The following is a 20,788-nucleotide window of genomic DNA, read 5'->3' as shown; positions in this document are numbered from 1 at the left end:
TTATATAAACAAATGATAAGTGCTCTTTAATTTATAAGTTTTCCTTGAAAAATGCCTCTAATTCTGCGATTGCCTGTTCTTCGTCTTCACCTTCAGCTGTAATGGTAACTTCCTCCCCCGTCTTAACTCCAAGGCCCATTACGCCAAAAATTCTTTTCGCATCAGCACTCTTCTCGCCTTTCGCGATCTTAACAGCAGATTTGTAGCCTGCAGCCTGTTTTACCAGCAGCCCTGCCGGTCTTGCATGAATTCCCTCCGGGTCAGTAATAACATATTTGAATTCTTTCATGATACAATTTTCCTCCTGTTTTTTATTTTAACTTCAATTAGTATATAACATATCTCTGACTTTTTCAATTGCTTAAAATTATTTCACTTCACTTTGTAACTGAACTGTGGAAAGGTTTATGTTTCGGAAGCGTTACACAGCTCATATCCTGCCGATCAAAATGCAGGATATGAGCTGTCAAATGCCCCTGACTATATCAGACTGCGGCCGGCTGTCCGCCCAGCCCCCAACGCACGCGCATCAGTTTTTCCAGGGTTATGATTCAAACAGCGGAGTGGAGAGATATCTTTCTCCGGTATCCGGCAGGAGTGCCACGATAGTCTTCCCTTTATTTTCAGGTTTTTTCGCCGTTTCTATTGCCGCATGCAGGGCTGCGCCGGAGGAAATTCCAACCAGTATCCCTTCTTTCTTTGCAAGGAGTTTTGCCGCTGCATAGGCTTCTTCATCCTTCACCTGGATCACAAATTCGTAAATGTCTGTATCAAGCACTTCCGGGATGAATCCCGCACCAATGCCCTGCAGACCATGTGGTCCCGGCTTGCCGCCTGAGAGGACCGGCGATCCGGACGGCTCTACTGCGATCACCTGAACGTCCGGCTTCCTGGATTTCAGATAACTGCCCGTTCCCGTAATCGTTCCGCCGGTGCCTACACCGGCAATGAAGATATCCACCTGCCCCTCCGTATCTTCCCAAATCTCCGGGCCCGTGGTTTTAGTATGAATTTGCGGATTTGCACTGTTCACAAATTGTCCCAGCACAATTGCATTCTCCCGTTCTTTTTCCAGCTCCGCCGCCTTTGCAATGGCTCCGTTCATTCCTTTCGCCCCTTCTGTCAGGACTATCTCTGCACCATAGCCCAGCAGCAGCTTTCTTCTCTCTATACTCATCGTCTCCGGCATAACAAAAACCGCTTTATATCCCTTGGCCGCGGCTGCAGATGCCAGACCGATCCCCGTATTCCCGCTGGTAGGTTCTATAATCGTTGCGCCTGGTTTGATCAGTCCCTTTGCCTCTGCATCCTCAATCATATTCAGGGCAACCCTGTCCTTGACGCTTCCTGCGGGATTGAAGTATTCCAGCTTCACCAGAATACGTGCCTCCAGATTCTGTTCCTTTTCAATGTTGGAAACTTCCAGTATCGGGGTTCTTCCCACCAGTTCTGTTACACTTTTATATATTTTTGCCATTCTTACTGCCTCCAATTCTCTTTTTATTCTTTCTTATATCTGATCTAATGCCTGTTCCAGGTCATACAGGATATCATCTATATGTTCTGTTCCCACTGACAGCCTCACGGAATTCGGTTTGATCCCTGAAGTCTCCAGCTCTTCGGGCGTCATCTGGGAATGGGTCGTACTGGCCGGGTGAATCACTAGTGATTTCACATCTGCAACATTGGCAAGCAGGGAAAAGATCTCCAGGTTATCTATGAATTTCTTTGTATCCTCCTCTGAACCATTTATTTCTATTGTAAAGATCGAAGCGCCTCCCTTAGGGAGATACTTCTGATACAGTTCATGATACGGACTGTCAGAAACCGCAGGATGGTTCACTCTCGCCACCTTTGGATGTAGCTGCAGAAATTCCACGACCTTCAATGTGTTTTCCACATGCCGTTCCACCCTCAGAGACAGTGTTTCCAACCCCTGCAGGAACAGAAATGCATGGAGCGGTGCCATTGTGGCACCGGTATCCCTGAGGATCACCGCTCGTATTCTTGTTACAAACGCCGCGGCTCCTGCCACTTCATAAAAACGGACACCGTGATAGCTTGGATCCGGCTCTGTCAGCTGCGGATATTTTCCGGAAGCGTTCCAGTCAAATCTGCCGCTTTCAATAATTACCCCGCCAAGTGCGGTTCCATGCCCTCCTATAAACTTAGTGGCAGAATGCACTACAATATCCGCACCATATTCAAAGGGTCTCAGCAGATATGGAGTGGCAAATGTGCTGTCCACTACCAGAACGATCTGGTGCCGGTGTGCAATATCGGCGATCTTCTGGATATCAACCAGATTCGCGTTTGGATTCCCGATGGACTCTATGAATATTGCCTTTGTATTCTCCTGAATCGCCGCTTCAACTGCCCCTTCCACGTCAGGATCTACAAAAGTTGTAGTGATCCCCTGATCCGGCAGTGTATGTTCCAGAAGGTTATAGCTGCCCCCGTAAATATACTTCGAAGCTACAATATGATCCCCCTGTCTCGCCAGATTCTGAAACGTGTAGGTAATCGCAGCCGCACCCGATGCTACCCCGAGCGCCGCCGATCCGCCCTCCAGCGCCGCAATTCGCTTTTCAAAAACATCCTGCGTGCTGTTCGTCAGCCTTCCGTATATATTTCCCGCATCAGCGAGTCCAAAACGCTGAGCCGCATGCTCACAGTCCCGGAATACATAGGATGTCGTCTGGTAAATAGGAACCGCCCTGGCGTCTGTTGCCGGGTCCGGCTGTTCCTGTCCTACGTGTAACTGTAATGTCTCAAATCTTAATTTTCTGTCTCTGCTCATCTGCGTTGTCCTCACTTTCCTGTCAATTACCCTTTACAAGCTCCGTCTTTAAAATCTCTTCCTGTTAAAACCTTCTAGATATAGTACATATTCGAACTATAATCCAGATTTTCTCTGTACTCCCGCACCAGCTGGGCAAGCGTCCGTTTTCCAAGGAACTCGTTGACTTTATTGTCAATCTCATCCCAAACCAGCTCCTGTATCGCTTTCTGTACCGGATCTGCCTCTTCTTCCCCGTTCTTGTCGATAATGGAAAATTCCCCTTCCAGGGCCTCCAGTATCTCCTTCACTGTAATGCTGTCTGCACTTCGGGCCAGCTTATAACCTCCGCCGGCGCCCTTCACACTCACTACAATACCGGCTTTCCTCAGAACCCCAAATACCTGTTCCAGGTAATTCAGTGAAATGTTCTGCCGCTTTGCCGTCTGTATCAGTGAAATAGGCCCTTCCTGAGAATTAGCCGCCATATCCACCAGTGCCCGGAGTCCATATCTTCCTTTTGTAGATACCTTCATATAACACCTCCGTTTTCTATATCCTACTATTTTGATAAGTATTATATGTTTAATGTTATACACCCTTTTTCCTTCCATGTCAAGAAATTTTAGGAGAAATATTTTGCTGGGTAGGGGGCGCCTGGCGTGGGGCGGGGGCTGACGGAAGCGGATGTCTGTATGGTATACTGACGCTACGCTAAACAGCAGTAAGAGGAAACACACAAAATCAACTTTTGTCCGGCTGATTTTGTGTGTTTCCTCTTACTGCTGCTAATCTCGCTTTATGTATTCCATACAGACATCCGCTTCCGTCAGTCCCCGTTCAGGCTCCACCCTTGGGGTCCGCTGCCCTCACAATATCCGCAACCGTCACCTGCTCCACAGCCCCCTTCATGACACTCCACATGTCTGACCAGGTGTTTCTTGTTGGGCACAATCCGCAGTCTATCCCGCAGTTGCTCTCCCTGGTGAGGCAGTGTACCGGGGTGAGCTCTCCCTCTACCGCCGTCAGGACCTCCAGCACCATCAGGTCTTCCGGCGCTTTTTCAAGACAGTATCCCCCATAGGCACCACGGACACTTTTCACGATCCCTTTTTCCCGCAGGGCTTTTATAATGCGTTCCAGATACTTCTCGGATAAATCTCTTCTATTTGCTATATTTTTCAGGCTCTCAAGATGCTCCTTGCTGGAATGCATTGCCAGATCCGCAACGATCTCCAGAGCATACTGCCCCTTTGTCGACATTTTCATTTTATGATTCGCTCCTTTGTTTTTCTTACACTTATATTTTAAACAAAAAACTCGTAAAAAACAATCTTACTTTTTCAAATAACCACGCAGTTCACAGATAATCCGCATTTTTTCGACAGTTTTTGTATATTTTTACGGAACTTTTTATAAAAACGTTGACTTTCATTGTTAAATATGCTACGCTAATACAGCATTGTTCAGTACTGAAATGAGCATTGCGAATACTTTATTATTTATTTTTTTATTTATGGAGGGCAACACAATGACAGGTACAGTAAAATGGTTTAACAACCAAAAAGGTTATGGATTCATCTCTGATTCAGAAGGAAATGATGTATTCGTACACTACTCAGGATTAATGATGGATGGATTCAAATCTTTAGAAGAAGGCCAGGCAGTTGAATTCGATGTAACAGATGGTGCTAAAGGACCCCAGGCAGTCAATGTAACAAAACTTTAATCAGAATTTTAAATGTACCTTTAAATATAAATTAGATTTAATATTTAAAAGAATTACAGAGAAATGAGATTAAAAAAAGCAGTACCCGGAATTTCCGGGTACTTTTTTTTGCGGAATAAATTAGAGTTTCGCAAGCGAAACTCTATTCTTGCATCAACTGATCCCCTGACGGATCCACTCTGCTTCTACTGTGTCAGCTGAATCAGCAGTTCCAGCTCTTTCTGCGGCCAGAGTCCAAGGCCGCTCTCATGGCGCAGAATATTATGCACATCATTCAGTGAAGCATCTCCGGATTTCATTAAGTATTCAAAACGTGTGCATACTATTGCAATGTTAAGAAGTACTGCGGATGTCTCGGAAAGATTCCTCGGGAATTCAGCATCCGTAAGATTACTGTGGTGATAACGGATGATCATATTAATATCATCCGGCAGGAATTTTTCCGCAATTTCAGCTCCCAGAACAGTGTGCCTGTCGCTGTCATTTCCCAGATCTGAAATCTCACCCGGAAAAGAAAGATATCCGATATCTCTCAGAAGAACCGCATAATGCAGTGTTAATTGATCTTTCGATGAGAGTCCCAGTGTAATACCAAGACGTTTTGTAAAGTAGGCGCATCGCAGATTGCTTATCTGGATATCGGGTTTCCGCTGTGAAAGAGCATATAAAAATCCCTGCGTAATCTTATCAAAAGAAATCATATTCGTTTTATCTTCCTGCATGAGAAGAACTGCCTTGATCTTAGTCAGCAGTTCAACGCGTTTGAAAGGTTTGCTCAGAAAATCTATGGCACCGGCTTCCAGCGCACGGATTCTATGCTGGTCTTCATTCAGTGCAGTCAAGATGATAACCGGAAGCTCTTTACACTGCGGAAGACAGCGCAGGCGCTCGCATACCTGGTAGCCGTTGAGCGTAGGGAGCATAATATCCACGATTGCCAGATCTGGCTTTTCTTTTTCTGCGAGGCTGATTGCTTCCAGGCCATCCATTGCAACAACAACGTTATATCCGTACTTTTCCAGAATATCTGTCATTAGTATCTGACTTGCGACGTCATCCTCGACAACTAATATTTTAGACATGTAAATCCTCCTTCATATGTAAACCCGCACTTTACCCCGCTTTTTGTCTAAGAGCCTGTACTTTTTCAAGACAGTACCCCTTTCCTAACTTTCCTATATAAAAGCAGGAAATTCTGATCTTTAACACAATTATGCGTGTAAAATATGTTAAAGTCAAGAAAAATTCTGATCATTAGCACATTTACGGGGCGATAAAAAAATGAAAATTTATATGTACAGGGGAAAGAAAAATTTATGCGGCGAAAGAATACGATTAACACGCTTAAAAAGACGGATTACGCAAAATGATCTGGCTGCGCTGATTCAGCTTGAGGGTATCACATTAGAAAGAGACAGCATAAGCCGTATAGAGAAAGGAACAAGATTTGTAACAGATTATGAACTGAAAATATTTTCAAAAGTACTGGGGGTAAGCATGGAATGGCTGACCGCCGAAGAAGCGCTGTAGCAAATGTTCTTGAGCGCTTTATTGTGATGAAAAAATTCAGGTCATTCCGAAGGAAGGAACCATATCAGACAATATCCCGCCATATGAAGAACCGCAGGCAATCAGCCTGCGGTCAATACAATTATTTAATTTTCGGAGAGATTACCATTTCCTGATACAGACGGACGGACCGGTAATACGACATGAACAATTAGTCCGCCGGATGGATTATCTTCCAGCCAGATTCTGCCCTGATGCATCTCAACCAGCTCTCTGCATATTGCCAGTCCCAGGCCTACCCCCTGATAATTGCGGGTAAAACTTGAATTAACCTGTTCAAAAGGATGAAAAACTTTTTTCTTGAATTCATCTTCTATTCCGATCCCATTATCAATCACACTGATAAAATAGGCAGCTTCATTTGCCGGACGAAACTGAATTCGGATTTCTTTGTTTTCCGGTGTGAATTTGATCGCATTCGATAACATATTCAACAGCAGCTGGCGGATCTTCTGTGCATCCCACATGGCCGTGAGTCCGGTGTCTTCCGGTTTTATATCTATTACAAGCTTTTGGTCCTTGCTCTGGACTAACGGCATGACCGACATTGAAACGTTCTCTATTATGTCATTGACATTTACCTCCTTCAGGGAGATAGTCTCGACATGTCTGTCCAGTTTTACAAAGTGTAATATATCGTCAATCAATGCAAGCAGATGATTGCCGCTGTCCAGAATGACAAAAATATATTGTTTCTGCTTTTCGTTAAGTTCCCCAAATAATTCATCATGAAGAATAGAAGCAAATCCTATGATTGAATTGAGCGGTGTACGCAGTTCATGTGACATATTGGCAAGAAAAGCGGATTTGCACTTGTTTGCTTCTTCTAATTCTTCTATTGTATGTATAAGATACTGGGTCCGTTCCTGTACGCGTTCTTCCAGAATCAGATTCTCAGCAATTAATTTCTGAGACATGGTAAGCAGGTCTTCGGAGAGCTCCTGTATCTCTATTGGTACAAACCAGTTATCCCAGAAGATATTGTTCGGAGGTGTACTGTCCTTTGCAATAGAACGCGAGAATTTTTGCAGCTTGTGGAGAGGAGCTGTAATTCTGTAGCAGAGAACGCGAAGGACAAAAGCGCCTATGAAAATCAAAAAGAGTGTTATCATGACGATAAATAACAGATCGTTGTATCCGAGATCTGCAAACAGATAAGTAGGAGCTCCAACCCCGATATTCCCAACCACTTCATGTTTAATGTTATACAGCGGATCAGCTACAATGATTCCATATTCGCTTCTTTCATCCATGAGGATTTTGCCCTGCCAGCGCTTTCCTGCATTTGTTGTTTCGTAGAGTTCACTGTTCTGAAAAGAGCCTTCCAGATAAGAGAAATTGCCTATATCAATATTAGAACAAATACGCATCCCATCCCCGGTGCTGACGGACAGATAAGTGTCAGGAACCGCGGATGTATAATCATGTGCCAGAGTATTGTTGTTATTGATCAGAAAACCGCCGACAATTGCTCCCTGCAGCTTCGTTCCGTCATAGATCGGAAAGAGGACAAGCCGCAGCAGTGCAGGAATATTGTCGGATTTTTCATTTAATTGTACGCTTTGTCTGAAAGACGGTAAGGCGTGATTTACAGAATCTGCAGATAGGATCTCTGTCGTACGTAAAGGAGCTGAATTATTTTCAAAGAAATCAAGAATATATCTCAGTTCCCAGGTTGCTCCGGCCGGGTGGTCCGCACTGCACAAGATGGTGCCGTTTTCATCAACAACCAGGTAATAACCGGGTTCCTGGTTATCTGCACGCTTAAGCAGTTCGCCCATGGCATGATAATCTTTACCGGCTATTAATGAATTAAGCTCATTACAATTACCGAGTCCGGCCAGGGTATGTTCAATGGCAGTCTCATGGATAAGCATCTGGTCTTTGGCAACACTGAGTGCAACATCCAGGCGTGATATAACTCCTTTATTGGCTGTTTTATAATTATGGTAAGCGATGATACTGCCAAGTGTTACGAGTGTCAGGATAAGGATAAATAAAAATGATATATAGATGTAAAACGCAATCGGTTTTCTCCGCATAATCCCTCTCTTTCCAGACCCGGCAGTTAATTCAGCATCTCGTAAATTGCAAGCTGTGTGCGGTTGTTAAGGCTCAGTTTCTTAAGAATATTACTGATGTGTGCTTTTACAGTATGCTCACTGATCTGCAGCTGGCCGGCTATCTGCTGGTTGGACATTCCAATACTTACAAGATGGATAATTTCACGTTCGCGGGAGGTTAACTCGCTGAGAGCATCTTTATTAATCTTAATTTTATCTTTCTTATGCAATGTCTGTGCAAGTTCGTTAGTAGACATCAGAGAAAATATGATATCGAAGCTGGATACAATCAGGTTGGCAATCTCATGGAAATCCATGGTTCCAGGGTCGGCAGAAATAGATTCAATCGCATCAAAAGAAGTAAACAGGTCTTCGGTATTTTGATGCCGGGGCTGAGTAATAATGATGTAATAATTTACCGTCTCTGTGTCAGCGATATCCAAAGGAAGCCCCAGGGGCGCAATAGCATAAAAACACTGATAGGGGCAGGTTGTTACGGTTAATGATTCTGGTGGCCGCTGAGTGAGCCGTTTTGAAAAAATGTGGCATACGGTGTCAGTTGCAGAGAGCTTACTGTTGCAGAAAGGGATCTGATTGGAAGGGATCGTGACAGACTGGTTTTCTGCATTGTAAATTGTGATAGACACTTGAAAGTATTTGGAATACATATCCTGTAACTGCTGTATTTTTGCCAGGGCGTATGCGAAGCTTGTCTGCTTGGGGGTCATAGGAAGTCCTCCTCATAAGATATGCGGTCGTAAGACAGGATTTTTTGACTAAAAGTAATCTTGACGGTGCTGCCCAATTGTCCATAGCCCGTGGAATCCAAGGCTTATTACAGGACATTGCATTTTGCGGACTTAATAATCCATCAACTATACAATACCACAGATATGCATTAAAAAGAATTGGACATAAGTACTAAATTGAATCCACTCTAATACTTTTGACCACGTAAAACAGTGTAATAATACCATGTAATTATATTTAGATAAATGGTACATAATTCGAATTATTTCTCTTTATTTTCAGATAAAAATAGATATATATCCTAATTTTCAAATATATTTTTTTATATTATACTGAGGACATAGCTTAGTGCATAGAAAGAATCCGGACTTTCGAATGAAAAAAAGCAAAAAAGAGGAGGTATTACACGATATGGAAAAAGCAAAATCTCGCGTTCTTGAAATGTTGGAAACTGGAAAAACTGTAGCATGGCCGCCAGCAGCTGATGCAGATAAGGAGATAACAGACTTTGTCGAAAAAGAAGTCGTCGGTGCACCATCTACTGACCGCACAGAGAGACTGTTTGACCATTTTCTGAATTCCAAGTGCCGTTTTGACGGACAGATGCCATTGTTATATACAGAAGCGTGGAAAAAATATGATGGTATGCCGTTGTATATCCGCCGAGGTCTTTCATACAAGTATATGATCGAAAATATGGATGCAACCGTAAAAGAAGATGAAGTGATTGTTGGTTCCAAGACACGTTTTACCCGTGGTGCAACAATGTATCCTCAATTCTCTACTAAATTCATGATCGATTTTCTGAATATGGCGGAGGATGAGGAAGCAAAACTCTTCTCTGTCAGCGGTGATGATGATGCTCATAACATCAAGGAAGAGGGCTGGATCAAATTAGGACAGCTGTTCTCTATCCGTGAAGAAGAAGTTGAGCCTATGAGAGAGTGCCTGAAATATTGGAGCACACGTTCTATAGAGGATGTATCCGAGAAGGTTATGGAAGAATCCTTCCCATATTATAAAGATCTGAAGCTGGCACAGAAAGTTGGTATATTCCCTGGCTCCGGTCTTGCATCCGGCTGTGACGGACGTTGGACACCGGCATATGACATTATCGTTGAGCGTGGTCTGGAAGATGTGATTGCAGAGTGTAAGCGCCATCTGGAAGAAGAACAGCCAATCAAAAAGGAGGGCGCAGAGAAAATCTACTTCTGGCAGGCTTGTATCTATACTTGTGAAGCAATCATAACATGGGCAAAGCATTATGCTGATGACGCACGCCGCCAGGCTGAGACCGCACTTGAGCCTCGTAAGAGTGAACTGCTTCTGATGGCAGAAGGTCTTGAATGGGCTCCTGCAAAACCGGCCCGTACATTTAGAGAAGGGTTGCAGGCTGCATGGCTCGGACATCTGATGGTATGGAACGATTCCATTTCTCTCGGACTTTCTCCTGCACACTGGGGCAAATTATTATATCCGTTATATAAGGCGGATCTTGAGGCTGGGCGTATAACAAAAGATGAGGCTCTTGAACTTTGGGAAATCATGAGAATTAAGTTCAGTTCTGAAGAATATATCACTCCATCAGCATGGGCAGCTATGGCATCGTCCAACTCCTTCCAGCATATGACAGTGGGCGGGCTGGATCCGAAGACCGGGCAATGTATTGATAATGAATTAGAGGATATGATTCTTGAGGCAGGTGTAAATATCCCGACACCACAACCGACGCTCGGCATTCTTGTGAGCTCCAAGACTTCGGAACATCTGCTCATGAAAGCTGCAGAGACAACAAAGGCCGGATGCGGATATCCTGCATGGTTCAATTATGATATGCAGGTTCAGCATCTTCTCTGGTGCCATGCGGAGGAGAATATCACGCTGGAGGATGCAAGAGATGTTAGTATTGCCGGATGTGTAGAAATTGGTATGCAGGGTACGACTCATGGTATTAACCATCCTGCATTCTATAATGAAGGAAAAACTTTCGAATTGGCATTAAATAACGGTGTTGATCCGAGAACCGGTGAAGTTTGTTTCACAGGCTGTAAACCGATCACCTGTTATCAGGATGTCTGGGATAACTTCGTTTTGATCCGTGAGCATTATATGAGAGTTTACATGCGTTACTGGGATTTCGTTATCGGCATCTGCCGCGGGATTCATCCGAAGATCGCAGGCTCTGTGCTGATGCATGATTGTGTAGCGGTGGGACGTCCGCAGGATGATAATGGATGCCGCTACAACAAGTCAGTTACACTGCTTGATTCTGGAACAGTAAACGTCTGCAATGGTTTGGCTGCCATGAAGAAACTTATCTGGGATGAAAAGAAATATACGTTCGAGGAATTCAAAGAAGCGATAGACAACAACTTTGGCTATAAGGTTGGCGCTGTTGCCGGCAACTTCTCTATGCTTAATCAGGAAATCGAGCCTTCATTGCATATGAAATATGCGAAGATCCATAAGGATATCCTTGAAGCGCCGAAATTCGGTAATGACGATGATTATGTAGACAATATCTTTGTAGATCTGTGGCATGACTATGACAGAGTTTGTGCATCAGAGATTACATATCTTGGATATCGCTGGCTGACTGCAGCACTGTCTATATCTGCTCATGGCCCGCATGGCCGTGTTACCGGGGCTACAGCAGATGGCCGTCTTTCAGGAGTTACACTCTGTGATGGTATTCTCTCTGCATCACCTGGAACAGATACGAACGGACCTATCGCACTTCTGAATTCCGGAGTGAAACTTGATCCTACAGAGTACCGCAGTGTTCAGCTCAATATGAAGATTCATCCGAATGCAATCCGCGGAGACGAAGGAAGCAGGAACTTTGTAGACTTTATTAAATCATACTTCAACAATGGCGGTTACCATGTCCAGTTCAATATCGTTGATTCCAATATGCTCCGTGATGCACAGAAGCATCCGGAAAACTACCGTGAACTGATGGTTCGTGTTGCCGGATTCAGCGCTTACTGGTGCGAACTTGGCAAACCGATTCAGGACGAGGTTATTGCCCGTACAGAGTACAATCAGGTGTAAACTTATTGATTGATAAGATGCTTTTATAAGCCTGGAGGAGGGGAGTTCATTCTCCTCCTCTTTTAAAATTATCGATGAGGAGGAATGAAAATGAGTGAAAAAAATGTGAAATTTTCCGGCTGGTCAGTCACGGGGGCAGCATTTGCAATTGTTTTGTTCCATATGACAATACGTGGTTCGTTTGCAACATTAATTAATGGAATGGTTGAGGCTACCGGATGGTCGACCGCTGCTGTCTCAGCAGGAAGTTCAATCTTCATGGTCATGTACGGACTGTTTGCATTTTTAGTTGGTACTTATATTAATAAGCTCGGCTGCCGCCTTACTTATAGTATACATGGTATCATTATGGGGGTTGGTTTATTCCTTTGCAGTTTCGCAAAAGAGCCCTGGCAGTACTGGTTATTCTACGGTGTGATTGCCGGTATCGGATCCGGTGCATTCTGGGCACCTATTACTTCTATGGTACGTCAGTGGTTCATGGAAAAATTAGGCCTTGCAATGGGTCTTACAACAGCTGCTGCCGGCGTTGCCATGAGTATCGGGCCTCTCCTTTCTATGATTCTGATGTCAACTGCTTCATGGCAGTTCATGATGCGGGTGTTCGGTGTTGTCCTGATAGTTGGTATTACAATCGCGGCACAGTTTACCAAGAGTAAACCAGAGGCCTTCGGACAGAAGCCGCTGGGTTATGACAATTTCATGGCGAAGCTGTCAAAAGAAGATCAGGGCCAGAAAAAAGAAGAATTCTATGTTCCATTTAAATGGGCAGTAAAACACAAATCATTCTGGATGCTTTCACTGTTATGGTTCTTCTCTAACTTTGCCGAGTTTATCGTATTTTCGCACTCTATCAACTACGTAACAAAAGATCTTGGTTATGATAAACTTCCTGCTACTTATATTTATTGTCTTATCGGCCTGATGTTCCTGATTTCCGCAATCGTTGTAGGCGGGTATGTTGATAATCTTACAAAGAAACTGGGAGATCCGATCAAAGCACGTAAGAGAGTTCTGACATTCTCTTATGTTGGATGTGCGATCATGGCGCTGTGGCTGAACTATGGTGTTAAACTGACGGCAAACGGCGGACAAAGCCACTGGGCATTCCTGGTATATGCACTTCTCTTTGGCCTTGTATATGGTATGTATATTCCGACAGTAGCCGGATATGTCGGAGTTATCCTTGGCCGTAAAGAGATGCCTCCGGCATGGGGACTTATCTCACTGGTTGGTATGGCAGGCGGAGCAGGCCTGGGACCATACGTTGCAGGCGCACTCCGTGATGCAACAGGCAGTTACTTCGTAGCAATCTGGATCTCTGTCATATTCTATCTTGTCGCATGTTTCTTTGTTAATATCGTGAAACAGCCGTCCAGAAAAGAAGTGTGGGGCGATAAGTAGACAAATAGTTTCCTGGTATTAGACAGCAGGAGCGGGGATATTTATTTTCCCGCTGCTCCCCTGCCGTTATGTTTTACCGGATCTAAATCCATATTGGTATAGCGGAGAAATGAGAAAGGAGAATGATCCATTTTTCTCTGACAAGGAGAATTGGATGAGACATATAAATATGGAAAATAAAAATGAAATGAAGGCATTAGTTTTTGATATACAAAGTTTTTCCACGCATGATGGTCCGGGAATCCGCAGCAACATATTTTTTAAGGGGTGCCCGCTTACCTGTCTTTGGTGTGCCAATCCTGAAGGGCAAAAGGCAGTTCCGCAATTATTCTATACGAAAATGAAATGTGTTGGATGTATGCTCTGTGCAAAAGTATGTCCTCATGATGCGGTTACGGCATATGAAACAAAGGAAGAAGCCGAGGCATTCGGGTTTGTCCGTCATGACCGGGAAAAATGTGATAACTGTGAGACTCATGACTGTGTGGAAATGTGCCTTCAGAACGCACTGGATATTACCGGTAAATGGATGACGGTCGATGATATTATGGAAAAGGTACACAGAGATGCATCCTACTACGCTGGAAAAGGCGGAATCACACTCTCAGGAGGGGATCCTCTTGTCTATGCTGATTTTGTAACAGAGCTCTTGCGGCGCTGCAAGAGCGAAGGAATCAATACGGTTCTTGAATCAGAGCTGTGTGTACCCGCCCGGAGCCTTGAAAAGGTCATGCCATATATCGATCTGTATCTGACAGATATCAAGATTATTGATGATCAGAAACATATAGAGATGACCGGAGTCACCAATAAGCAGATCCTGGAGAATCTCCGCCTCATCGGACGCACCTGTCCCGAAAAGGCATGTCTCCGCTGCCCAATTATCCCCGGATGCACGGATTCCGACGAGAATATCCATGCAATCGGTAAGTTCTGTAAGGAAAATGGTTTTGCCAGGGTTAACATCCTCCCCTATCACAAGCTGGGGACGACAAAACACGAACGGCTTGGAAGTGTATATCCTCTTCCTGACGTACAAGCGCCTTCCGATGAACAAATGCAGCATGTTGCAGATATATTGGAATCATATAAGATAGACTGTATTATTAACTGATAATGCAAAAGCCGCCTTTCACAGGATGCAGGGTTAAGACGCAAAAAGGAACAAATTTTACAGGAGCAGTATCACTCGAATAATAAGTGATACTGCTCCTGTCATCTGTCCTGCTCTTCTATTCTACAGGGCAATATTGGAAACATAGGCCTCTGCTGCCTCCCAGACGTCAAATCCGCTGCCTCTAAGTATATCAACTACTCTGGCCGGATCGTCAGTTTTTAAAACTGCAGATGCATCTTCTCCGTTTGCAAACGCATACATGTATTCAATGTTTACCTCGCCTTCTACAATCTGATGCATTGCTTTGCTTAAGGAGCCTGTTGCGTGGGGTACCCGAAGTGCCACCACGTCCGTCAGCATTGCTGTGATTCCATTGTCCTTGAGCACCGCTCTCCCCTTGTTCGGGTCTGATACAATCATGCGGAGCATTCCGTAATCTGATGTATCTGCCAGACTCAGCGCAACGATATTAACATCGTTGCTGGCCAGCACTGCAAGCACTTCATCCAGACGTCCCTCTCGATTTTCCAAGAATACTGATAATTGTTGTATTGTGATACCCATCGTGCTTACCTCCTCTACTGCAGGTTACGTTTGTCAATTACACGTACTGCTTTTCCTTCGCTTCTCTGTATTGTCTTTGGCTCAACCAGCTTTACGCGGGCTGAAACTCCAAGTGCCTGCTTCAGTACTGCACCGATCTTCGCTTTCAGCGCATCCAGTTTTCTGATCTCGTCGGAGAACATACTCTCATCGACCTCTACCATAACAGTCAGGACATCCAGGTTATCCTCTCTGTCCACAATCATGAGGTAATGCGGAGCAACCGCGCCTCCCATGCTGAGAAGTGCCGTCTCAACCTGTGTCGGGAATACATTGACGCCGCGGATGACTTTCATATCATCGGTACGTCCTGTAAACTTGGAGATCCTCGGAGTCGTTCTGCCGCAGTCACAGGTGCTGTGGTCAATACTTGTAAGGTCCTTCGTGCGGTATCTCAGCAGCGGCATTGCCTCTTTTGCCAGTGTGGTAAATACCAGTTCGCCAGTCTCACCATCTGCGCAGGCTTCATGCGTTACCGGATTGAGCACCTCAGGATAGAAGTAGTCAACATTAATATGCAGGCCTTTGTGATGGATACAGTCCTGTGCCACACCTGGTCCTGTAATCTCACATAATCCATAAATATCAAAGCAGTTAATATGAAGAATGCTTTCGATTTTCTTGCGCATCTCTTCGGTCCATGGCTCAGCGCCGTGAATGCCCGCTTTCAGCTTCAGACGATCCACGGCTCCTGCTTCCTGCAGAGATTCAGCAAGATGCAGCGCATAAGAAGGCGTACATGCGAATGCTGTTGAGCCGAAATCTTCCATACACATCATCTGGCGTTTTGTGTTTCCGGCTGACATAGGAATCGCCGTCGCACCAAGTGCCTCTGCACCATAATCCAGGCCCATTCCTCCGGTAAATAATCCGTATCCATAGCATACATGAATGATATCTTCATCCGTCAGCCCTGCCATTGACAGACATCTAGCAACACATTCGCCCCACACATCCACATCTTTTTGTGAATAGGAAGCCAGTGTCAGCTTTCCTGTCGTTCCTGATGTCCCCTGCACCCGTACTACATCCTTTTTCGGAATCGCCAGAAGCCCGAACGGATAGTTGTCCCTCAGGTCTTCTTTGGTTGTAAATGGAAGTTTGTTAATATCCTCAATTCCTCTGATGTCTCCAGGTTCTACTCCAAGGTCTTTCATCTTCTTATGGTAGAAATCAACATTGTTGTATACTCTTTCTACTACATCAGCCAGACGTTTGCTCTGCAGAGCAGCCATCTCGTCGCTGCTCATGCACTCTATTTTCGGGTCTAATATCCGCTCTTTCCAGTTTTCTAATGTCACTGCCGCCATTTTAGTTAACTCCTTATCTGTTTTTCCCTTATTTCCGTAATTCTATAAATCCGCTTCTTCCACGATTTTCACATCAGCAGCACTCAGCACCTTCGCCGCTTTCTCATAATCATCTGTGTTGAATACCATAACCGGCGCTCTTCCCTCACGGATTACAAAAGAATAAATATAATTGATGTTAATCTCGCCCTCTGCAAGTATGGAGAGCATCCGGTTCAGGTTTCCCTTTTCGTCTTTGAGCTCCACACCAATCACGTCATGAATTCTAACAACAAATCCTCTGCTTGTCAGATATGTTTTTGCTTCAGCCGGTTTATCTACTACCAGCCTGAGAATGCCGAATTCAGGCGTATCAAATGAAGCGATCGCCCGTATATTGATATGTGCTTCCGTCAAAGCCGACGTGACATTCATCAGACTGCCCGGTCTGTTCTCCACGAATACTGATAACTGTTTAATCATCCTCTCACCGCCTTTACCTTATAATGTGTAACCTACGTCAAATGCTTTTTTGTTGATCTCAATTGTCTTTGGAGGCACCGTTTTTTCGATCACTTCGTACCACTGTTCCTTTGTGAAATCCATATGCTGTGCTGCCACGCCCAGTACAATCAGATTGAATACCTTTGGATTGCCAAGCTTTCTGGACTCTTCTGTTGCGTTTACTTTGTAGATCTTGTAATCTTTCTCCAGAGTTTCCAGGATGTTTTCCGGGTATTCTGCCGCGCCGATCACAACCGGCATGGGGTCAATCCGCCAGTCATTGACAATCAGAACACCGTCCTTTTTCAGAAAATGAGCATAACGCAGAGCTTCCAGACGTTCGAATGCGATGATCACATCCGCCTGTCCTTCTTCCACGATGGGCTCTGCCACCGCTTCGCCATAGCGCACAAATGTAACAACACTGCCGCCCCTCTGCGCCATTCCATGTACCTCAGAAAGCTTCACATCATAGCCGCCTGCAATGGTAAGTCCTCCCAGTATTCTGCTGGTAAGCAGGGTTCCCTGGCCGCCTACGCCTACGATCATAATATTCTTTGTTGCCATGATTATTCACCCGCCTTTACCAGTTCTATTGCATCAAATTTACATAAGGATTCACACAGACCGCATCCCGTACACATTGTATCGTCAATATGGATGGTTCCGTCTGCATTTTTCGTCATTGCAGGACATCCTGGCTTCATACACATACCGCACTTTTTACATTTATCTTCGTGTGCAATATAGAGCGGCTTTTTGGATTTGTCCAAAAGAACACAAGGTGATTTGGTGATGATCACTGACGCTTCATCTCTTGCTACTTCTTCCTTAATCGTCTTCTCCAGAGTCTCCAGGTCAAATGCATTCACCTCCGTCACATGATTCACACCTATTGCACGGCACAGCTTCGGAATATCAATGGCGTAAGTCGGATCTCCCTGCAGTGTCTTTCCTGTAGCTGCGTGATCCTGATGGCCGGTCATTCCCGTGGTGGAATTGTCCAGAATCATAACGGTCCCTGTAGCATTATTATAAACCATATTCATCAAAGAGTTAACACCTGTATGTAAAAATGTAGAATCGCCGATCACTGCAACCCAGTTTTTGATGTATTCCTTGCCCTTTGCCTTTTCCATTCCATGCAGAGTGGAAATACTGGAACCCATGCACATGGTTGTATCAACCACGCTCAAAGGCGCAACTGCACCCAGAGTATAGCATCCTATATCTCCGGCAGCATGCATTTTCAGCTTTTTCAACACGTGGTATACGCTGCGGTGAGGACATCCCGGACATAAGATTGGCGGACGCTGCGGAGCGTCTGCAGGGGACTTGATATCCAGGTCTTCTTTTAAGATCGCTTTGCGCAGCATGTTTGCACTGTATTCTCCCTGTACGGTAAAGATTTCTTTTCCAATCACTTTGATTCCCCAGGACTTAACCTGCTCCTCAATGACTGGATCCAGTTCTTCCACGACATACAGTGTATCTACCTTTGCGGCAAATTCTTCAATCATCTTCCTTGGTAGCGGGTTAACCATTCCCAGTTTTAATACAGATGCCTGCGGAAGTGCCTCTTTTACGTACTGATATGGGATACCGCTTGTAATAACGCCCATTTTAGTGTCGTTCATTTCAACTGTATTGATAGACAGCGTATTTGCAGCCTCCGCCAGCTCTTTATTGCGCTTTTCGATTTCCACATGGCGCATCTTGGCGTTGCCCGGCATCATAACATTTTTACGGATATCTTTTACGTACGGTTTGTCTTCGATCTCTTCTCTGTCACAGAGTTCTACCAGTCCCTGAGAATGAGCCAGTCTGGTGGTGATCCGGTATATAAACGGTCTGTCGAACTTTTCGCTCAGCTCAAAGGCTGCCTTTATGAATTCCTTTGCCTCTGCACTGTCAGAAGGCTCGATCACCGGAATCTGCGCAGCCCTTGCTACCATTCTGGTATCCTGCTCGTTCTGGGAGCTGTATAAACCCGGGTCGTCAGCAACGGTAAGCACGAGTCCGCCGTTAACTCCCATGTAGGATACGGAATACAACGGGTCGGAAGCCACATTCAGGCCGACATGTTTCATGCACGCCATGGCACGTACACCGGCGATGCTTGCCCCCACTGCTACTTCTGTCGCCACCTTTTCGTTCGGCGCCCATTCTTCATAAAAGGTATCTTTATACTGAACCATGTACTCACTGATTTCTGTACTCGGGGTTCCCGGATAGGCAGAGGACACCTTTATTCCGGCTTCATAAGCCCCTCGGGCAATCGCCTCATTGCCTAACATAATCACTTTCTCTGACATATCTTATAATCCATCCTTTCGTAAATCTGTTACTCTCTTTGCCTTGCCCTCAAATCTCTTAAGGGAGTTCGGGGCAACCAGCCTGATCTGTGTTGCAAGTCCAAGCTGTGACTTCAGCTCTGATCTGATGCTCTGTTCCAGTTCGCTTAACTTCGCGTAGCTGTCCAGCAGTCTGTCATCGATCAGCTCAACAGAAATTGTCATAACATCCAGCCGGTTCTTTCTCTCAACCAGAATCTCGTAATGCGGCCCGATCTCTTCGATTCTTAAAAGGACTTCCTCTATCTGAGTAGGAAATACATTGACTCCACGGATTACAAGCATATCATCGGCACGTCCGGAAAGATTCTCCATGCGCACTGTTGTTCTGCCGCATTTACATGGCTCATACATCAGTTTTGTCAGATCTCCTGTACGGTAGCGGACAAGCGGAAGTGCTTCTTTCCCCAGACAGGTTATGACAAGTTCACCAGTCTCACCGGCCGGCAGTACTTCTTCTGTCTCAGGATCAATGATCTCGGGAATAAACCAGTCTTCATTGATATGCATACCGCATAATTCTGTACATTCGCCGGATACCCCAGGCCCGCACAGTTCACTCATTCCGTAGTTCTGGGTACAGAAAAACTGCTCTCCCCAGACTTTATGCATCTCATCTCGCATAGGCTCTGTCATTCCTTCGCCGCCAAACAGGCCAATATGAATCTTCAGATCCTTTGAAGGGTCAATCCCCCGTTCTCTTAATATCTCGCCCAGATGAAGCGCATAGGAAGGCGTTGCTACCAGCAGCGTCACGCCCATATCCTGCATAAACATAATCTGCTTATTTGTATTGCCTGAAGACATTGGAATTACGGATGCCCCTAGTTTTTCCAAGCCTCCGTGCAGTCCCAGCGCCCCGGTAAAGGTGCCGTATCCAAATGCAATCTGAGCCACATCTTCAGATGTGGCACCACCCATACATGCCATTCTTGCCACATTGTTCAGCCAGACATCCAGATCATGCTGTGTATAAGCCACTACGGTTGGTTTGCCCGTAGTCCCTGAGCTTGCATGGTATCTGACAATGTCCTTTTTATCCACCGCAAACAGTCCGTCCGGATAATGATCTCTGAAGTCTGCTTTATATGTAAATGGCATCTTCTTTAAATCTTCCAGGCTCTGAATATCTCCCGGCTTCACGCCAGCCTCATCCATCTTTCTGCGATAAGGTTCTACCCTCTCATAAATATATGCTGCCGTCTCCTGTAAACGTTCCAATTGAATCTTTTCAATCTCAGCTCTTGGCAGAGTCTCTTCCTTTGCCCAAATCATCGTAAAAACCTCCTTCAACATAACATTCATTAATCAATAGTATAACACACTGCTTTGCCGAATTAAAGCATTAAATTTGAAAAATATTGGGGAAGGGACGCTTTGCGGAAGGAGAGACGGGAGGGGCCTGGAAGGCCTGTGCTGTTTTGCGGGGCTGTCCGCAGACTTAGCGGCAGTAAGAGGAAAAAGAACGGATTGCAGGGTATCGGAGACATTCACCGCTTAAGCTGATGCTTAAGCGGCTCAGGTCTCCTTGAAAATTGCTTTGGTGAGCAATTTTCATCCCTGCAATCCGTTC

At 45.1% G+C, this 20,788-nt stretch carries 19 protein-coding genes; 5 read left to right on the top strand and 14 right to left on the bottom strand.

Annotation, left to right across the window (positions count from 1 at the left end; translation table 11 throughout):
• Positions 1-31 precede the first annotated feature (31 nt).
• The 5 genes from HMPREF0240_RS13840 to HMPREF0240_RS13820 all read right to left on the bottom strand — a co-directional run bounded on the left by HMPREF0240_RS13840 (position 32) and on the right by HMPREF0240_RS13820 (position 4,048).
• Positions 32-289 (bottom strand): HPr family phosphocarrier protein, encoded by a 258-nt coding sequence (locus HMPREF0240_RS13840; protein WP_009004043.1) that lies wholly within the window; start codon positions 287-289, stop codon positions 32-34.
• Positions 290-544: 255 nt separating this feature from the next.
• Positions 545-1,477, bottom strand: a complete 933-nt coding sequence (cysK, locus tag HMPREF0240_RS13835) for a cysteine synthase A (RefSeq protein WP_009004042.1) — start codon at positions 1,475-1,477, stop codon at positions 545-547.
• 33 nt (positions 1,478-1,510) lie between these two features.
• The gene (locus tag HMPREF0240_RS13830) at positions 1,511-2,800 is read right to left on the bottom strand and encodes an O-acetylhomoserine aminocarboxypropyltransferase/cysteine synthase family protein (protein WP_009004041.1); all 1,290 of its coding nucleotides are present in this window, start codon (positions 2,798-2,800) and stop codon (positions 1,511-1,513) included.
• 74 nt (positions 2,801-2,874) lie between these two features.
• Positions 2,875-3,315, bottom strand: coding sequence for an Rrf2 family transcriptional regulator (locus HMPREF0240_RS13825; RefSeq protein ID WP_009004040.1), 441 nt, complete (start codon positions 3,313-3,315; stop codon positions 2,875-2,877).
• 304 nt (positions 3,316-3,619) lie between these two features.
• On the bottom strand, positions 3,620-4,048 hold the full coding sequence (locus HMPREF0240_RS13820; protein WP_009004039.1) for an Rrf2 family transcriptional regulator: 429 nt from the start codon (positions 4,046-4,048) through the stop codon (positions 3,620-3,622).
• A 262-nt stretch (positions 4,049-4,310) separates the two neighbouring features.
• Here HMPREF0240_RS13820 and HMPREF0240_RS13815 point away from each other — a divergent pair, with 262 nt between their 5' ends.
• Positions 4,311-4,508 carry a cold shock domain-containing protein gene (locus HMPREF0240_RS13815; RefSeq protein ID WP_009004038.1) on the top strand — a complete coding sequence of 66 codons (198 nt, stop codon included), beginning with the start codon at positions 4,311-4,313 and terminating at the stop codon, positions 4,506-4,508.
• A gap of 185 nt (positions 4,509-4,693) precedes the next feature.
• On the opposite strand, the gene HMPREF0240_RS23500 is transcribed toward HMPREF0240_RS13815, so the two are convergent.
• Entirely contained in the window at positions 4,694-5,590 is an 897-nt protein-coding gene (locus tag HMPREF0240_RS23500; RefSeq protein ID WP_009004037.1) for a response regulator, read from the bottom strand.
• 199 nt (positions 5,591-5,789) lie between these two features.
• Here HMPREF0240_RS23500 and HMPREF0240_RS13805 point away from each other — a divergent pair, with 199 nt between their 5' ends.
• The gene (locus HMPREF0240_RS13805; protein WP_009004036.1) at positions 5,790-6,038 is read left to right on the top strand and encodes a helix-turn-helix transcriptional regulator; all 249 of its coding nucleotides are present in this window, start codon (positions 5,790-5,792) and stop codon (positions 6,036-6,038) included.
• A gap of 125 nt (positions 6,039-6,163) precedes the next feature.
• On the opposite strand, the gene HMPREF0240_RS13800 is transcribed toward HMPREF0240_RS13805, so the two are convergent.
• Both HMPREF0240_RS13800 and HMPREF0240_RS24420 read right to left on the bottom strand, forming a co-directional pair.
• Positions 6,164-8,119, bottom strand: a complete 1,956-nt coding sequence (locus HMPREF0240_RS13800) for an ATP-binding protein (protein WP_009004035.1) — start codon at positions 8,117-8,119, stop codon at positions 6,164-6,166.
• A gap of 26 nt (positions 8,120-8,145) precedes the next feature.
• Positions 8,146-8,868 (bottom strand): helix-turn-helix transcriptional regulator, encoded by a 723-nt coding sequence (locus tag HMPREF0240_RS24420; RefSeq protein ID WP_009004034.1) that lies wholly within the window; start codon positions 8,866-8,868, stop codon positions 8,146-8,148.
• Positions 8,869-9,301: 433 nt separating this feature from the next.
• Here HMPREF0240_RS24420 and HMPREF0240_RS13790 point away from each other — a divergent pair, with 433 nt between their 5' ends.
• From HMPREF0240_RS13790 to HMPREF0240_RS13780, 3 genes are all read left to right on the top strand, one after another.
• Positions 9,302-11,944, top strand: a complete 2,643-nt coding sequence (locus HMPREF0240_RS13790) for an indoleacetate decarboxylase (RefSeq protein ID WP_035313533.1) — start codon at positions 9,302-9,304, stop codon at positions 11,942-11,944.
• Between the two features lie 90 nt (positions 11,945-12,034).
• Entirely contained in the window at positions 12,035-13,348 is a 1,314-nt protein-coding gene (locus tag HMPREF0240_RS13785) for an MFS transporter (RefSeq protein ID WP_148486346.1), read from the top strand.
• A gap of 154 nt (positions 13,349-13,502) precedes the next feature.
• Positions 13,503-14,462, top strand: a complete 960-nt coding sequence (locus HMPREF0240_RS13780; protein WP_198137800.1) for an indoleacetate decarboxylase activase — start codon at positions 13,503-13,505, stop codon at positions 14,460-14,462.
• A 123-nt stretch (positions 14,463-14,585) separates the two neighbouring features.
• On the opposite strand, the gene HMPREF0240_RS13775 is transcribed toward HMPREF0240_RS13780, so the two are convergent.
• Genes HMPREF0240_RS13775 through HMPREF0240_RS13750 form a run of 6 tightly spaced genes read right to left on the bottom strand, consistent with a single transcriptional unit; the run spans position 14,586 to position 20,490 of the window.
• Entirely contained in the window at positions 14,586-15,029 is a 444-nt protein-coding gene (locus tag HMPREF0240_RS13775; RefSeq protein WP_009004030.1) for an amino acid-binding protein, read from the bottom strand.
• A 14-nt stretch (positions 15,030-15,043) separates the two neighbouring features.
• A complete protein-coding gene (locus HMPREF0240_RS13770) occupies positions 15,044-16,378 on the bottom strand; it encodes a phenylacetate--CoA ligase (RefSeq protein WP_009004029.1) in 1,335 nt (444 codons plus the stop codon).
• A gap of 42 nt (positions 16,379-16,420) precedes the next feature.
• Positions 16,421-16,840, bottom strand: coding sequence for an ACT domain-containing protein (locus tag HMPREF0240_RS13765; protein WP_009004028.1), 420 nt, complete (start codon positions 16,838-16,840; stop codon positions 16,421-16,423).
• Between the two features lie 18 nt (positions 16,841-16,858).
• Positions 16,859-17,428: an indolepyruvate oxidoreductase subunit beta gene (locus HMPREF0240_RS13760; protein ID WP_009004027.1), complete on the bottom strand. Its 570-nt coding sequence runs from the start codon at positions 17,426-17,428 to the stop codon at positions 16,859-16,861.
• A gap of 2 nt (positions 17,429-17,430) precedes the next feature.
• Positions 17,431-19,176 carry an indolepyruvate ferredoxin oxidoreductase subunit alpha gene (gene iorA / locus HMPREF0240_RS13755; RefSeq protein ID WP_009004026.1) on the bottom strand — a complete coding sequence of 582 codons (1,746 nt, stop codon included), beginning with the start codon at positions 19,174-19,176 and terminating at the stop codon, positions 17,431-17,433.
• 3 nt (positions 19,177-19,179) lie between these two features.
• Positions 19,180-20,490, bottom strand: a complete 1,311-nt coding sequence (locus HMPREF0240_RS13750; RefSeq protein ID WP_009004025.1) for a phenylacetate--CoA ligase — start codon at positions 20,488-20,490, stop codon at positions 19,180-19,182.
• Between the last annotated feature and the right edge of the window lie 298 nt (positions 20,491-20,788).

The organism is Clostridium sp. D5 (assembly GCF_000190355.1).
Taxonomy (GTDB): Bacteria; Bacillota; Clostridia; order Lachnospirales; family Lachnospiraceae; genus Faecalicatena; species Faecalicatena fissicatena_A.
The sequence above is the reverse complement of the archived record's forward strand: the minus strand, read 5'-3'. Positions and strand labels throughout refer to the sequence as shown.